Raw genomic sequence first — 14,105 nt, forward strand, 5'->3', positions numbered from 1 at the left:
AACGCGTAGGCTGGGATGACAATCCCAGCATCGTGAGGCTGCAAGCATGGCAATGCTGGGATTGCCATACCAGCCTACGCGTTCGGGCCATCGACTCTATTTGGGCAGCGACGCCAACCATTTCAGCACGGCACGCGAAAGCTCAATGCGCTTATCCGAATAGACATGGTCGGTGGGCAAGTGCACGGTGGTGACCTGTGTATTGCCGGCATGCCGAAGTGCAACAGCAAAAGCATCATTGTCGCTCGCCATACCGTCGTCCGATGTGACGATCAGCGCCGGGCGGCTCTTGAGCGCACCCACCTTTGACTGCAATGCCCAAGCTGACGCGTGATCCGCCAGGTCATTGGCGAGTCCGTCCGCCGTGCATCCGCTGAGCGGGGCTAGTCCCACCGAGGCCAGTCCTGCGCTCATATCGTGCAAGGCTATTTGTCGAGACTCTTGTCTCGCCAACTGCTCGAACGTACCACTCATGTCGGCCGCCGATATCAACGCCATCCCCTTTACGCCGGAATCCGCCGCAGCTGCCTGCACGGCCATGAAGCCGCCCATGCTGTGCCCTACAAGGACGATACGCTTTGGATCCAGCCGCAGTCGCGCGGCATTTGCGGGTTGTCGCACGTAGGCGAGCACCGCTGCGGTGTCTTCGATGCCATGCGAGAACGAAAAATTTCCCGGCGAGCCCCAGGAGCCGCGGTAGTCGAAATACACCACGTCCCAGCCCGCGCGGCGGATATCCTGGGCCAGGTCCAGGTTGCGCTCATAGCCCGGAATGCCGTGCAGAAGCACCACCGCCGGATGGGGTCCAGCTCCTGCCGCGACGTAGGCCAAAGCGCTTATTTGCGCCCCGTGACTGGGGATCTGCATGGGTTCCATGGAAGCCCGGGGCTTGTTGGGGACACTCGCTTTAGCAACATTGCCGTCTGTTGCAGTTTGTCCGAACGCACTGACAGGAACCGGGGCAAGGCAGGCGTACCAACAAGCTGCCAGGAACGCGGATGTTGCGCGGATCTTCATGTAGTTCCCACTGATCGAATGGTCAGACTGCTGAGAATTGGAATGCTGTATTGGGTTTAATAACGATCGCTCTGGATGAGGCCATACAGGACGGTATCCGCGACCTCTCCTCCAATCAGCCATCGCTCGCGCAGATAGCCTTCGCGCCTGAATCCAAGCCGCTCGATCAGCTGGATCGAAGGCAGGTTGCGCGGATCGATGTCGGCTTCGATCCTGTGCAGCCCCGCTTGCTTGAACCCATGTTCGATGAGCGCGTCGGCCGCCTCCGCCATGTAGCCCTTTCCCCAGTATTTGCGTCCGAGGCAGTAGCCGATCTCCGCGCGCCGGGAGAGCGAAACCCCGTTGAACAACCCACAATCGCCAATCACTTCGCCCGTGTCTCTCGATTCGATCACGCAAGTCACGCTATGGCCGTTACTCGACGACTGCAATTTGTCGGTAATGCGAGCGTGAGCCTGCTCGATATCCTGCATGGGCGGAAACGAAAAGTAGCGCACCGTCTCAGGATCGGACCACATTTCGAAAAAGGCGGATGCGTCCTCCTTGCGTAGAGGGCGGAGTCGTAGGCGCTTGGTGTCGATGGTGACAGGTTCAAACATATCTTTGCCTGATTTCGGGGCGTTTTAAATTGGGCCGGAAGCAAACATTCTCTGATTGCCACCGCAAGATACAGTCGGCCGCCAGTCGCTCTATGCTTCATGCCAACGCCGGATGTCCAAAAGGAACGCTTCCCGGGCAGACTGGCTTTGAAACGCCCGCATGGGAATCAGCAAGGCGTTACCCGAAGCGCTGACGATGGATATGACCTCGTCGTTGCTCTGAACCGATGCGACCGCTTTCCATGTTCGTGAACCGTATTTTTTGGCAATGCGTGATGACCATCCTTCAGGCCCCACCTCCAGTACACGTTCCTGGCTCTTGAATGCGATCTGCGGCCACGCAGCCATCAGGACGATAACCATAGGCGCAATCCACGCGAATCGAAGCAAGCAAACAGCAAATCCAAATCGTTCGCCTGAGCTTGCCAATGTTTCCAAAGTTACGGCTGCGGCAATGAGCAGATTCCACCACCAATACTTGGATCGCCAGGCACGCCAATACCACCGCCAGACTTCCATGCGGCTTGACCGGTAACGAAGGGAGTAGCTCTGCTCTTCCATAATCTTCTTGTCCCATTCCTGATTTTGGCGTGCGCCGGGGCTTCCGCCTTGGATCGACAGCGAACAATGGCAGCCAGGCCAGTCTAACTGCACGGGCGCAGCTTGTAGTCCTATTCCTACAAAGCGTCGGGTCACCCCCTGAATTGCAGCGCCTCTCTTCCAGGGGCAATCTTATGCGCGCCGGGCAGCCCTTCCTCTGCGAGCCCGGCGGTTAGCACCCCTAAGCTTCATCACCCCCCTAGGGATGAAGCAACTGGCCCCCGCAAGGGGGCCTTTCTATTTGCGCGCGCGGCACTCGGTTTCGCGACTCCAAGTCTTCGCCGCCGTTTCGATCGCTGGCTTAAGGATGGCGATCTCCTATCCTCTGCATGATGGCACTCGCCCAAGGGAGCTTGTTCGGCAAGAATGGATGCACAGCAAGACCCTGCCGGCGTACCCGGCAGATACATATCCATGTAGGGGAACAATGCAATGAAGACTCGTACGGTGGGAACGACCTTGCCGGTCCTGGAAGTGGGCCTGGAGCAGGGTGACAGAATCATTTCAGAGCCGGGCCGGTTTTCCTGGATGACCCGCAATGTCGTGCTGCAGACTTCGGCGCGCACCGCAGGTGCGAAAGGCTTTCTCGGCGTGGTCGGGCGCGCCTTGTCGGGCGGCGGCCTGTTCATGAACGAATACGAGACTTCGGGCTCGCCGGGCATGGTTGCCTTCGCGGCGAAAGTGCCCGGATCGATCGTGGAAGTACAGGTGAACGCCGGGCAGACCTATTACATCCATCGCCATGGCTTTCTATGCGGCACGGAAGGCGTGGAGCTGGCGATCGGCTTCCAGCGCTCGCTCGGTGCCGGCATCTTCGGTGGCGAAGGCTTCGTGCTGCAAAAGCTCACCGGCAACGCCCGGGCCTGGGTGGAGCTGGGCGGCGAAATCGTCAACTACACGCTGGCCCCCGGCGAAACGCTGCAGGTGCACCCCGGGCACATCGGCATGTTCGAAGGCTCGGTGAACTTCGAAATCACCCTGCTGCCCGGCTTGAAGAACAAGCTGTTCGGCGGGGATGGCCTGTTCATCGCGAACCTCACCGGACCGGGCCAGATCTGGCTACAGACCCTTACCATGCCGAACCTGGCACACTCGCTGGAACCTTATCTTGCACGTGAGGCAGGGTCGAGTTCGCCCATTATCGGCGGCGACTCCGGCAATTCGATCGGCGGAGCCATTGCCGGCGGCGTGATCGGTTCGGTGCTCGGCGGGCTGTTCGGCAAGGACGACTAGCCGCTCGTTCCGTTCCGCCGATCCGCAAAAAAAGGGAAGCCCGGCACCAGGCCGGGCTTCATGCTTGGTGGCTCGCCTTGATGCCCGAGGGTGGTGTAGTGAAGAATGAAAGTGACGAAGCGCCAAAGCCGCTGGACAAACTATGGGGCACGATCAACGACGGACTGATCCTCGTTGCCGTCTTGGGTGTCTTCGTACTGATCTTGATAGCGCAGATCTCAGGAGGCGGGCACACTCCTCCACCCAAACTGGCTTTCGCGCTCTTGGGCATCATGCTCGCCTCCTGGGTTGGGCGCGGCGTCTACAGTGGCCAGATAAATGTCAGGGGCACCATGCTTTCGCGAGCAAGGAATCCAGTGCTGTTTTGGCTGATCGTGATTCCCTTCGGCTGCTTCAGCCTGGCGTGCTTTTTCTATCTTCTCGGTTCGCACTAAGGTGATTCGGCCGGCGAGGCTGCCGCCGGATTGAGCTTAATAGTCATAGACATGCTCCACGGTCATTCCCTTGGCCGGCGCATCCACCAGGAACTTCGATAACTGGCGGACCGGCACCAGCAAGGCAAGTCGCCGTGTCTGCGCGGGCATGGTAAGCGGCTGCTCGAACAACAGCCTCCAGTTGCCAGGAGGCTCCGGACCAGTGCCTCGTACCCATACGGAAACGAGTATCGTCGAAGCATTGCCGGCGATGTCTTCGAGTCGAATGTCTTGTCGCGCCAGTGCGGTTGCGGCGATGCGAAAGTCGTAATAGCGCGGCAAAGCGAGCAGCGCGCGACCATTCGACAATCGTTGGATAAGCGTGACTTCGGGCGGCGCTTTCCAGTTTTCAGGCAGGTGATCGACGACTACATCGGTGGTCATCAAAGCTGGCGTATAAGCCGCGCGCGTCGCCTTCTCGATGAGCTTGGCATAGACAGCCTTGACGGCATATTCAGTTGTGAGTACGTAGCGGCGCTCCCACTTGCGCAGCAGGCAGGGGCCTGACAGCGGCACGTCGGTCCATAGATGCCGCAGCCTCGAAGTGAAGTCAAACAGATACCAGGGTTGCTGCCTGATGAAGTCGACGTACTCCTGCGCCGCCCTGGCCGCATAGCGGTCCTCGTCCGTAAGTTTTCGGCCGCCAAGCAACCAGCTCGCGCGCCCGATCGAATTCTCATAGGCCGAACGTAGAGCGTATTCCACGGTGGTGCTGGAGGCGATGACCCAGATCATGACGTGATAACCAGGGTTGAGCGGGTAGTGCTCGCGGATCTGCTCCCTGCTGACCGTTGCGTAACTCGACCAGAGCTGGCCGATCTGCTGCAAAAAGGGAAACACATGCGAAGGCTGGGCCTGCACGATACGCGCGTACTCGGCCGGGCTATGCACGAGATACCATTCTGGAAACGTAAGCAGGGTTTGCTCGGCACCGCGTCGAGCGTCCGGCGGTACGGCGCTTTCAGCTGGCAGGACACCGGCTGTCGCCACCGTGGCTGCCACCGCTGCCAGCAAGGCAAGCAGCATGCATTGGACTTTGCGCTTCATGCTTGATCTCCTATCCGCTGGAACGCCAACAGCAGGTTGTCGGAGGGGTCCCCAGCCTGTCGCAGACGCGGCCCCGTGTGACGAAAGCCCGCTGCCTCGATGCACCCGATCCAATGCTCAATGCTTGCAAAGTTGCGCAGCTCCCGCTGATTCGTCTCCCATGTCTCACCCAGGACTGCGTTGAAGACGGTATGCGCGAGCGAAACGAATGCATCCATTTCCGGCGTGGTGACATCGTGGTCTCGAACGACGAAAAACCCTCCCGGACGCACGATGTCCGCGATGGATTGCAGGAACGGCGCGAGTTTGTCGGACGCCATATGGTGCAGACCCACAAAGCAGCTCACCAGATCCGCGCTCTTCGGCGGCAACGCAATCGGGGCGTAGTCTTTCAATGGCACAAAGTCGCCCAGCTTGCGCAACTGTCCGCGCTCCACGATATCCACCGGGCTCATACCTGGAGCCACATCGTGCACCAGGCTCAGGTTGCCCTTGAGTTTCAGATGTTTGCGCAACGCACGCGCATAGCGGCCGGTCGTGCCGATTTCCACATAGTCGCGCAGGGAAGCGCTGCCAATCAGCGTAGCCGTTTGGCGAGCCATTTCTTCCTTCTGCGCGGCGAGCGAAGGCAGCGCATGCGTCAGCATCGCCAGGACCGGCGTGATCGACCTCAGACCCGCCTGGATACTTCGATAGACAGCCTCGTCGTTGCCATGCTTGGCCACCTGCGATTTGATGAGGGCGTGTAGTCGCTCTTCCGGCAGCACGTGGAAGATGTTTTGCAGGAAAGCATAGAAGCGATCAGCAGCGCGCTCATCCCCATAGACTCTCTTGAACTGCGAGGCCTGGGCGGGGGACGGCGAGGGGGGGACGGCAAATTCGAGCATCGGCGTGTAGTAACGGTCCCAAAGAGCCCCGCGCAGCCGGTAACGCGGGTCCAGCTCCGCTTTCAAACGGAACATTTCTTTCGCTCGCGGGTAGGCTTGATGGAACTGCTCCGGCGTGGCGTGCAGTTGATATGGGAGGTAGTAGGTGCCCCCCACGGCGAGCACGGCATCGATAAGCTCGCGCGTCCATACCGCCACATGGTCCCTGGCGCCGTCGTCCGTGCGCTGTTTGTAATACAGCACGAAGGCGAAGGTCTCCCCGCGAGCCCATGCCATCACCGTGCCGTCGTCCGCCGAGGCGTGGCGAATGGAAATATTGACGACGTTTACCTTGTTCCTCGACAACACCTTGCCCATCGCCGCGGCAAATTCGGCGACGGCGACGACTGGCACGAAGTATTCCTGCAAGACGTAGGTGCGATCGAAACGGCCCAAGGGTTCCAGCTCGGCAACGTCATAGCCCGCCTCGTAATTTCGCCAGTGGACCTTTTTCCCCAAGTGCAGGATCGGGTCATACAGAAACTCGCGCCGGAATTTTCCCAGCGGTGTTTCCGTGATCGCCCAGAGCAGGTATTTGGCCAGCCAGAAGCCGCGCTTCAGCGGCTGCAAGCGAGGTGCCGTGGCGCGTTTATCGGTAATCGTCCAACTGACGGCCCGGCCACGCGAGTAAGTCGGCGGATACAGGTCGAAGTTATGGAACACGACCTCTTGCCGTGCGCGAATGTTGGCCTCGAACCAGGCTTTGTAGTCCGCCATGGGCATCTTCACGTCCGTCCTTGCGACGCGCGTGTTCGGCACCAGTTCGAGCTCAGCCTCGACGATGATGCCAATGCCTCCGTAACCACCGATGGCGGCATGGAACAACTTGGCGTTCTCTTGCCGACTTGCCTCGACGACGTCGCCATTGGCAAGTACGAGAGTAATCGCGCGAACGGACAGAACGACCGGACCAAGTCCCATGTAGCGGCCGTGTGCATTGACCGACAGAGCGCCACCGACCGTGAAGTTGGCATAGGTTTGCATGATCTTTACGGCCAGCCCATGCGGATCGATGAAGCGCTGGATGTCGCACCAGCGGATGCCCGCCTGAACACGTATGACGGCAGCCACGGGATCGAAACGAAGTACACGATTGAGCTGGCGCAGGTCGAGATGCAGGCTGCCTGGGCTGGCGGTTTGCCCGCCCATGCTGAAGTGGCCGCCACCGATGGATATCGGGAGCTGCGTTTGACGCAGTACGTCGACCACCTCTTGCGTGGTGGTTGGCGTGGCTACGGAGAAGACCGCAATACGGTTGAGCTGAGTGACGTCATTGACGGTAGCCATCGGCCGGTCACCTTGCGATATCGACTTTGAGATAGTCCGCATGGCTGGCCGGATCGACGCCATATCGGTTTTCGTGCGCCACACCACGCCGTAGCAATTGGATGAACAGCCAGATCGGCCCTATCACCGGCACGATTGCCGCGGCTACAGCCAAACCCGATCGATCGACGTCATGCAGGCGTCGCACCGCCAGGGCAATCGCGCACCCGATGAACAGGACAGCGAACGATCCGGATCCAAAGTCGCCGAAGAAATGGCCAAACAAACCGCCGAACGCGCTGCAAAAAAGTGCTGCCATAATGAGTCGTGACAGCCATTCACTGCGCGTGATGCGGCCACGTATCCGAAAAAACGTCGCTACGATGGCAAGCATAGACATCTTCCGTGCTCCTTTTGATGGTTTGCTACGCACACGCTCATCCGTCCCGTGGGCCGGGATTGACGGCATGGAGATTGACTTCCCCTCTTTGTGGGCCTGGCGAACCAGCGCCGGAAATCAGCTTGCGCCAGGCGCTTTCTGCGAGCAATGCACTGATTCCAAGCGGTCGCACCACGAAACCACAGGTATCAAATTGTGATACCTTCTTTCAATCAGGCATCAAGGCCAATGAAATGTCGGCGTCCGCCCTACTCGTGCATGCCATTCGCGCCGAGTTGCGTCAGCGCGGAATCACCTATCGCGAACTGGCCGCCATGCTCGGAGTCAGCGAACCCACCATCAAACGTGATCTCAGCCGTGGCGGCTTTACCCTGCAGCGCCTGGACAGCATTTGTGACGTGCTGGGTTTGAGCCTGGAAGACCTGATCAAGGCCGAGCGCTCCGCCGCCACCGCGATCACCGAACTCAGCCATAAGCAGGAATCCTCGCTGATCGCCGATCCAAAGCTGCTGCTGACGACCTATCTCATCCTCAACAACTGGCGCTTCGGCGAAATCATGTCGACCTTCCGCATCGACGAGAACGAACTGGTTTCGCTGTTGTTGAAGCTCGATGCCCTGAAAATCATTGACTACCGGCCACCCACCCGCATCCGCAAGCTGACGGCACGCAACTTCTCCTGGCGCAAGGATGGGCCGGTGCATCGGTTCTTCATGGCGCGCGTGCTGCCCGAATTTTTCGGTGAACGGTTCGACGGCGCGGGCGATGCTTTTCATTTTGTCGGCGCCACCCTGTCGGAAGGGTCACGGGCACGCATGCAGGCTGCCATGGCTCACCTGATCGAGGAGTTCGAGCAGTTGGCGCGCGCCGATGCCCGCCTCCCCCTGACGGTTCGCGACGGCTGCAGCGCGATCGTAGCCTTCCGCCGCTGGGAGTTTTCGGAATTCACTCACTTGCGCCGACGGCGTGGTGCGGCCGGTTGAAAGCTCCTGATGGCCTGACGCGTGGCCTGTCACCAACTCGGCAGCTTCCCGCTCAACGAAGTCCTACGGACTTAAGACGGACACGGCGGTTGGTCGCACGAGGGGTTGCGGGTGACGTATTACAAATGGAAGTACCAAACCGGGGCACATGCTGCCAAACCGGCGAGCGCCTGGGTGGACAGAACGGCCAGCGCACGCCTGGGCATGCGGGGCAGCCATTGGATGGCAAAGTACGCAATGATGGGGAGCTGACAGACCATCAGCAGCTGGAATAGATGAGCGGCGGCGCCTTCATCGGCTTGGTGCGCCGCGCCAAACTGGGCGATATAACCGAGCACCATGGCCAAGGCGGCCAAGGACATCAGCACGGGGACCAAGGCACTGGGACGCACAAAGGGATTGGTGTTCATCGACTCTGCCCGGCTTGGAACTCATGACATGTATACACCCGTGGGCAGGAGACGCGACTCCCCATAAGTGGCAAAGCACCTGCTTCTTAACATTGGGCATGTATGTTGCTTTGCTCTTGGTTTGTTTTCGCACGCCACTTTACAAACTGCACAGGCATCTGCCATGGATACTTCCGCCTTGACACATTCGAACAATACCTGCCGCGGCAGCTTGGCCTGCGTCGGCATGGGTATGACTTTGGGCTCCCATCTCACGCCGTTGGCGCGCAGCCATATCGAGCGCGCGGATGTGGTGTTCGCGGCGCTTTCGGATGGGATCGTGGAAAAGTGGCTGCAACGCCTGCATCCGGATGTGCGCAGCCTTCAGCCTTACTACCAGGAGGGCAAGTCCCGATTGAAAACCTATCGGGAGTGGGTAGCTCTGATAATGGCCGAGGTGCGTGCCGGCAAACGGGTTTGCGGCGTGTTCTACGGTCATCCCGGCATCTTTGCGTGGTCGCCGCACAAGGCCATCGAGATGGCGCGGGCGGAAGGTTACGAGGCACATATGGAGCCGGGCATCTCCGCCGAGGACTGCCTTTATGCCGACCTGGGGATCGACCCCGGCCGCTTCGGCTGCCAGCACTTCGAGGCTAGCCAGTTGCTGTTCTATGAGCGGCGCATCGATCCGGCCGGCTACCTGGTGCTGTGGCAGGTCGGACTGGTAGGTGATTGGTCGCTGGCGCGGTTCCAGACGGGACCCGCGTACCGCCAGGTGCTGGTGGATCGGTTGAGTCAGGACTACCCGCTCGATCACGAGGTGATTGTTTACCGAGGCGCAACCCTGCCGATCGAGAAGCCGCGCGTCCGTCGCGTCGCCCTGTGTGACCTACCCAATATCCCGTTGACCGTCGAGGAAACGGTCGTCCTGCCCCCGGCGGAACCCTTGAGGTTGAACCTGGCGATGCGGGAGCGGCTGGATGCGTTGGACGCCCTGGAGAAAGCAGGCAAGGAGGTGCAAGCCTAAGTGCTTTGCCGAGGAATGATATTTGCTTAGGCCGCCGTGCATCGTGGCATCGCGGCACCCGATGTGCGCATCGCCATAATCAGGCGCGATAATGGCCTGGGGGCGATGCCTAGGCATGACAGCAAGCACCTGCGTGCGCTGTCCTGCTGCACCACCATTACCAAATAGAAAAACAGGGGAGAAATGTCATGACTGACACAATCGATTTACTGGAAGCCATCGGCCAGGATGCTTCGTTGCGCCATGCTTCGGCGGAAGACCTGGGCAAAGTGCTGGCTCAGGCACAGGCATCCGAGGCGCTGACCGCAGCAGTGGCGTCGGGGGACAGTACACGCCTGTCCGCGGAATTCGGACTCATGCAGAATAAAACTCCGGAAGGCATCCTGTCCCCGGCACGCGAGGACGAACCGGAAGAAGAAGACCCGCTGGAAGCACCGGTTCCCGACGCAAACCCATTGCCGTCCCAAAAATAGGCGACACGCACGTGCCCGGATTGCCGAGCCGCACCCGCTTCTGGCCCACCATGATGGCTGTGGCATGGTGCGCGCTCGCGCAACCTGGATACGCGAATACCCCGATAACGGACTCCTCCAAGTTTCTCGACCAGGCCGAAAGCCTGCGACTGCAAGACCACGCGCAATTTGTGCGGATGCTGGAACAGATCCAGCCCCAAGCCCATGCTTTGTCCGAAAGCGAGCAATGGCATCTGCGCTACCTCAATGCATGGGAATCCATCTATGAGGGCAGCTCTGGCAAATCGGAGCCTGAGCTTCACCAGATCATCGACCGCTCGGGTGACCCGGCGCTGATCGCCAAAGCGTCCTCGTTGATGTTGAAAATCCTGTCGACCAACAGGCGCTACGAGGAAGCCTTTGCGCTGGCCAATCACCTGGCTTCCATCCTGCCCGAGGTCAAGGACCCATCCATACGCTTCCTCCTGCTGACCAATCTGTCACAGACCTTGGATTTTGCCGACCAGACCGATCTGGCGGTCCAGTACGCACGCATGGCGGGGGAAGCCATCCCACCTGGAGAGACGGCATGTCGTCCACTCGCATTCCAGGCCGCCGCGCTCTACAACGGCAAACGGCTGACATCAACCAGCTCGGAACTGCGCCAAGCCATCGATGTCTGCACGAACGCCCGGCAACCAGTGGTCGCCAATGCCATGTGGCTCATCCTGGTCGACCTTTATTTGGAGGAAAGCCAGCCAAAGAAGGCCATGGCCTTGCTCGACCAGATCGCCCCCTCTATCCAGACTGCTCATTATTACGAGCACATGCTGTCCTTCCAGGTAAAGCGCGCGCAGGCCTACCTCAAATTAGGCGACGATGAGGAGGCCAAAAAGGCCGGACTGGCAGTCTTGGCCATGAGCCAGCCAGACGACCTCAGCGAGCGCCTGATGGACGACTATCAGGTGCTCTACCAGGTCGAGAAGAATCAAGGCCATACGGTCGCCGCACTCGCCTACTACGAACACTATTCCGCCCTGAACAAGAGTCATCTCGACGACATCCATACCCGGGCTCTCGCCTACGATATGGTCGAGCAAAACTTGCTGCTGCAGAAAATGCAGGCAGAAAGCCTGAGCAAACAGAACAGCATCCTGAAGTTGCGTGAGGCACTGAGCAGCAAGGCGGTCGAGACCAGCCGGCTCTACATCGCCTTGCTACTGGTGCTGTTGGTATCGGTGGTGTTCTGGCTGTTCCGGCTCAAGCGCTCGCAGCTTCGTTTCAAGGAGCTGTCCTGCCTGGACGGGCTCACCAGCATTTCCAACCATCAACACTTTGTCGGTGAAGCCGAACGTATCTTGCAGTCGCTGGAAAAAAGACAGGGCAACGCCTGTCTGATAGCCATCGATCTGGATCATTTCAAGCAGATCAACGATGCGCACGGCCATGCACTAGGTGACATCGTGCTCAAGCGCACGGTGGCCATTTGCCGGCAGCAACTGCGCCCATATGATTTGTTCGGCCGGCTTGGCGGCGAGGAATTCTGCATCCTGCTGGTCGATTGCCGGCGCGAGCAGGGCATGGCCATGGCCGAGCGCATCCGCGCGGTCATCGAAGCAACGCTGGTGGACGCCGAAGGAGCATTCATATCGTTTTCTGCCAGCCTCGGGCTGGCCTGTACGCATAAATCCGGTTATGACTTGCAGCGCCTGAGCAAAGATGCGGATGCGGCGCTCTATAGGGCCAAACGGACTGGACGCAACCGGCTTGTAGCAAGTGGGGAGCATGTTGATCCAGCCGAAGCCCAGCCAGCCGGGATGCGCGCAAGCTCGCGTTAATGCGCCAAGCCGCCTCTGCGCATGGCTGGCCATGGCGTGGTGCCTGCTCGTGCCGGTTGTCCACGGGGCGACCTCGATCGCGCATCCTGGCGAGTTCCTCGACCAGGCCGAACGGCTGCGCACCAAGGACCATCCGCAATTCTTGCAAATGCTGGAGCGGATCCACCGCGAAGGGCCACAGCTGTCCGAAGCCGAGCAGTGGCATCTGCGCTACCTCGACGCGTGGGAAACCATGTTCGAAGGGAATTACCTGAAATCCGAGGCGGCGTTTCACCAGATCATCGAGCAGTCCGGCGACCCGGTCCTGATCGCCAAGGCATCGGGCCTGCTGTTGAGCAACTTGTCGATCAACCGCCGCTATGAGGAAGCTTTTGCGCTGGCCAACCGCCTGGCATCGAATCTGAGCGCGATCAAGAATCCACAAGTTCGCTTCCCCCTGCTGACCAACTTGTCCCAGATGCTGGATTTCGCCGGCCAGACCGATCTGGCGGTGCAGTACGCGCTTATGGCACAGGAAGCCATTCCTGCCGGCGAGAGCCCGTGCCGGCCCCTCGCCGCGGAAGCCGCGGCGCTCTATAACGGCAAACGACTGACCTCGGCCAGCCCGGAACTGCAACGAGCCATCGATGCCTGCCTGGCGGACCACGACCCGGTCCTCGCCAATTCCATGCGGCTTATGCTTGGCAGCCTCTATATCGATGAAGGCCACCCTGAGCAAGCCCTTGCTCTGCTCGATCGGGTCGCGCCCTCCGTGCGCAGCAATCATTACTACCCCCATATGCTGTCCTCCCGCGTGGAGCGCGCCCAGGCCTACCTCAAGCTGGGTCATGTCAGCGAGGCCAAAAAGGCCGCCCTGGAGGCCCTGGCCATCAGCCAGCCCGACGACACCGGCGAGTGGCTGACGGACGACTATCAGGTGCTCTATCAGGTGGAGAAGCAGCAGGGGCATGACGCTGCCGCCCTCGCCTACTACGAACACTACTCGTCCCAGGAGAAGAGTCATCTCGACGACCTGCGCACCAAGGCGCTGGCCTACGACATGGCCGAGCAACACTTCCTGGTCCAAAAGATGCAGGCCGAGCGCCTGAGCAAGCAGAACAGCATCCTGAAGTTGCAGCAGTCGCTGACGACCAAGGCGATCGAGAGCGGCCGGCTGTCCATCGCCTTGCTGCTGGTGGTACTGATCTCGGTGGTCTTCTGGCTGTTGCGGATCAAGCGCTCACAGCTGCGCTTCAAGCAATTGTCCTGCCTGGATGGACTTACTGGCATCTCCCACCATCAGCATTTCATCGGCGAGGCCCAAGGTGCCTTGCAGCTGCTGGAAAAAAGAGGCGGCAGCGCCTGCCTCATCGCCATCGATCTGGATCACTTCAAGCAGATCAACGATACCCACGGCCACGCGCTGGGTGACACCGTGCTGAGGCGCACTGTCGCCATTTGCCAACAGCAACTACGCCGGTCCGACCTGTTCGGCCGGCTCGGCGGCGAAGAATTCTGCATCCTGCTGCTGGACTGCGACCGCGACCAGGGCATCGCGCTAGCCGAAAGCATTCGCATGGCCATCGAAGCGACACTGCTGGACATCGACGGCGTAGTCGTAACTTTTTCGGCGAGCTTTGGCTTGGCGAGTATCAATCCATCCGGTTATGACTTGCATCGGCTGTGCAGGGATGCAGATGCGGCGTTGTACAAGGCAAAGCGAAATGGGCGCAATCGTGTCGTTGCCGATACCGGGAATGGCAGCCTGGCGACGGCATTGGCGTAAGAGAAGCGGCGCATTTGCTTTACAAGCAAGCTTTGCAGCGGCGCGGCAGTCGAACCGGAAACAACACCCTCCCCTGCAAGCCGGAGAGGG

Annotated in this window: 14 protein-coding genes; 7 read left to right on the forward strand and 7 right to left on the reverse strand. The window is 59.9% G+C overall.

All coding sequences use genetic code 11. From position 1 onward, the window contains the following. Positions 1 to 96: 96 nt before the first annotated feature. The 3 genes from QQJ96_RS09570 to QQJ96_RS09580 form a co-directional block, all read right to left on the reverse strand. Entirely contained in the window at positions 97 to 1,017 is a 921-nt protein-coding gene (locus QQJ96_RS09570) for an alpha/beta hydrolase family protein (RefSeq protein ID WP_284331765.1), read from the reverse strand. 56 nt (positions 1,018 to 1,073) lie between these two features. Continuing rightward, entirely contained in the window at positions 1,074 to 1,616 is a 543-nt protein-coding gene (locus QQJ96_RS09575; RefSeq protein WP_284331766.1) for a GNAT family N-acetyltransferase, read from the reverse strand. Between the two features lie 90 nt (positions 1,617 to 1,706). After that, positions 1,707 to 2,270: a hypothetical protein gene (locus tag QQJ96_RS09580; protein ID WP_284331767.1), complete on the reverse strand. Its 564-nt coding sequence runs from the start codon at positions 2,268 to 2,270 to the stop codon at positions 1,707 to 1,709. Between the two features lie 378 nt (positions 2,271 to 2,648). Between QQJ96_RS09580 and QQJ96_RS09585 the strand changes: the two genes are divergently transcribed. Continuing rightward, the gene (locus QQJ96_RS09585) at positions 2,649 to 3,449 is read left to right on the forward strand and encodes an AIM24 family protein (RefSeq protein WP_284331768.1); all 801 of its coding nucleotides are present in this window, start codon (positions 2,649 to 2,651) and stop codon (positions 3,447 to 3,449) included. Positions 3,450 to 3,547: 98 nt separating this feature from the next. Beyond that, complete coding sequence (locus QQJ96_RS09590) at positions 3,548 to 3,883, forward strand: hypothetical protein (protein WP_284331769.1); 336 nt, start codon at positions 3,548 to 3,550, stop codon at positions 3,881 to 3,883. A 36-nt stretch (positions 3,884 to 3,919) separates the two neighbouring features. Here the strand turns inward: QQJ96_RS09590 and QQJ96_RS09595 are convergent, their stop codons facing one another. The 3 genes from QQJ96_RS09595 to QQJ96_RS09605 are packed head-to-tail and all read right to left on the reverse strand — an operon-like array spanning position 3,920 to position 7,630. Next, the gene (locus tag QQJ96_RS09595) at positions 3,920 to 4,969 is read right to left on the reverse strand and encodes a hypothetical protein (RefSeq protein WP_284331770.1); all 1,050 of its coding nucleotides are present in this window, start codon (positions 4,967 to 4,969) and stop codon (positions 3,920 to 3,922) included. Beyond that, positions 4,966 to 7,182, reverse strand: a complete 2,217-nt coding sequence (locus tag QQJ96_RS09600; RefSeq protein ID WP_284331771.1) for an FAD-binding protein — start codon at positions 7,180 to 7,182, stop codon at positions 4,966 to 4,968. Before QQJ96_RS09600 ends, QQJ96_RS09595 begins: the two co-directional genes overlap by 4 nt. Before the next feature lie 7 nt (positions 7,183 to 7,189). Next, complete coding sequence (locus QQJ96_RS09605; protein ID WP_284331772.1) at positions 7,190 to 7,630, reverse strand: DUF805 domain-containing protein; 441 nt, start codon at positions 7,628 to 7,630, stop codon at positions 7,190 to 7,192. A gap of 53 nt (positions 7,631 to 7,683) precedes the next feature. On the opposite strand from QQJ96_RS09605, the gene QQJ96_RS09610 reads away from it, so the two are divergent. Continuing rightward, on the forward strand, positions 7,684 to 8,544 hold the full coding sequence (locus tag QQJ96_RS09610; RefSeq protein ID WP_284331773.1) for a helix-turn-helix domain-containing protein: 861 nt from the start codon (positions 7,684 to 7,686) through the stop codon (positions 8,542 to 8,544). 119 nt (positions 8,545 to 8,663) lie between these two features. Here QQJ96_RS09610 and QQJ96_RS09615 read toward each other — a convergent pair whose 3' ends face one another. Then, complete coding sequence (locus QQJ96_RS09615) at positions 8,664 to 8,954, reverse strand: hypothetical protein (RefSeq protein WP_284331774.1); 291 nt, start codon at positions 8,952 to 8,954, stop codon at positions 8,664 to 8,666. Positions 8,955 to 9,117: 163 nt separating this feature from the next. On the opposite strand from QQJ96_RS09615, the gene QQJ96_RS09620 reads away from it, so the two are divergent. The 4 genes from QQJ96_RS09620 to QQJ96_RS09635 all read left to right on the forward strand — a co-directional run bounded on the left by QQJ96_RS09620 (position 9,118) and on the right by QQJ96_RS09635 (position 14,015). Continuing rightward, positions 9,118 to 9,960 carry an SAM-dependent methyltransferase gene (locus QQJ96_RS09620; RefSeq protein ID WP_284331775.1) on the forward strand — a complete coding sequence of 281 codons (843 nt, stop codon included), beginning with the start codon at positions 9,118 to 9,120 and terminating at the stop codon, positions 9,958 to 9,960. A 188-nt stretch (positions 9,961 to 10,148) separates the two neighbouring features. Next, positions 10,149 to 10,433: a hypothetical protein gene (locus tag QQJ96_RS09625; RefSeq protein WP_284331776.1), complete on the forward strand. Its 285-nt coding sequence runs from the start codon at positions 10,149 to 10,151 to the stop codon at positions 10,431 to 10,433. Between the two features lie 11 nt (positions 10,434 to 10,444). Next, positions 10,445 to 12,250 carry a GGDEF domain-containing protein gene (locus QQJ96_RS09630; RefSeq protein WP_284331777.1) on the forward strand — a complete coding sequence of 602 codons (1,806 nt, stop codon included), beginning with the start codon at positions 10,445 to 10,447 and terminating at the stop codon, positions 12,248 to 12,250. 49 nt (positions 12,251 to 12,299) lie between these two features. Continuing rightward, the gene (locus QQJ96_RS09635) at positions 12,300 to 14,015 is read left to right on the forward strand and encodes a tetratricopeptide repeat-containing diguanylate cyclase (protein WP_284331778.1); all 1,716 of its coding nucleotides are present in this window, start codon (positions 12,300 to 12,302) and stop codon (positions 14,013 to 14,015) included. The last annotated feature ends 90 nt before the right edge of the window (positions 14,016 to 14,105 follow it).

Origin of the sequence: Dyella flagellata (assembly GCF_030160275.1) — a bacterium.
Taxonomy (GTDB): domain Bacteria; phylum Pseudomonadota; class Gammaproteobacteria; order Xanthomonadales; family Rhodanobacteraceae; genus Dyella_B; species Dyella_B flagellata.

Coding starts and splice junctions, on each gene's coding strand:
- QQJ96_RS09570 (WP_284331765.1), bottom strand. CDS start 1,017: ATGAAGATCCGCGCAACATCCGCGTTCCTGGCAGCTTGTTGGTACGCC.
- QQJ96_RS09575 (WP_284331766.1), bottom strand. CDS start 1,616: ATGTTTGAACCTGTCACCATCGACACCAAGCGCCTACGACTCCGCCCT.
- QQJ96_RS09585 (WP_284331768.1), top strand. CDS start 2,649: ATGAAGACTCGTACGGTGGGAACGACCTTGCCGGTCCTGGAAGTGGGC.
- QQJ96_RS09595 (WP_284331770.1), bottom strand. CDS start 4,969: ATGAAGCGCAAAGTCCAATGCATGCTGCTTGCCTTGCTGGCAGCGGTG.
- QQJ96_RS09600 (WP_284331771.1), bottom strand. CDS start 7,182: ATGGCTACCGTCAATGACGTCACTCAGCTCAACCGTATTGCGGTCTTC.
- QQJ96_RS09605 (WP_284331772.1), bottom strand. CDS start 7,630: ATGCCGTCAATCCCGGCCCACGGGACGGATGAGCGTGTGCGTAGCAAA.
- QQJ96_RS09615 (WP_284331774.1), bottom strand. CDS start 8,954: ATGAACACCAATCCCTTTGTGCGTCCCAGTGCCTTGGTCCCCGTGCTG.
- QQJ96_RS09620 (WP_284331775.1), top strand. CDS start 9,118: ATGGATACTTCCGCCTTGACACATTCGAACAATACCTGCCGCGGCAGC.
- QQJ96_RS09625 (WP_284331776.1), top strand. CDS start 10,149: ATGACTGACACAATCGATTTACTGGAAGCCATCGGCCAGGATGCTTCG.